Below are 527 nucleotides of genomic sequence, written 5' to 3'. Positions count from 1 at the left end.
GCCAGGGGCTATGCAGTCGACCTCTCCAAGCCGGGCGAAGCCGGCCGCGTCGTCGAGCAAAGCGTTGCGGACATGGGATCGCTGGACATCCTCGTGGTCAATACCGGCGGCCCGCCGCCCCGCAAGTTCGGCGAGGCCAGCGAACAGGATTGGCGCGATGCTTTCGAGGGTCTGTGGATGAGCAGTGTCGGCGCGATCAGGGCGGCCCTGCCCTCGATGAGCGACAAAGGCTGGGGACGGATCATCGTCATCACCTCCGTCGCCGCGCGCGAGCCGATCGCCAATCTCGCTCTGTCGAACGGTTTTCGCGCCGGCCTGCATGGCCTCGTCAACACGATCAGCCGCGAATATGCGTCGAAAGGCGTGACGGTAAATGCCATCCTGCCCGGCTATACGCTGACCGAACGGCTGATCGAGGTCGGCGTCGACGAAGCTAAGATCTCGGCCCAGATCCCGGCCGGACGGCTCGGGACGCCCAGGGAATTCGCCGCCCTTGCTGGTTTCTTGGCGAGCGACCGGGCCAGCTA

Annotated in this window: 1 protein-coding gene; it reads left to right on the top strand. The window is 65.7% G+C overall.

The genetic code is table 11. From position 1 onward, the window contains the following. The coding region (locus AC1D0P_RS28080) for an SDR family oxidoreductase (protein ID WP_477679728.1) at positions 1-527 on the top strand (527 nt) is incomplete at both ends.

Source organism: Polaromonas sp. P1_G2 (assembly GCF_056405515.1).
The sequence above is the reverse complement of the archived record's forward strand: the minus strand, read 5'-3'. Positions and strand labels throughout refer to the sequence as shown.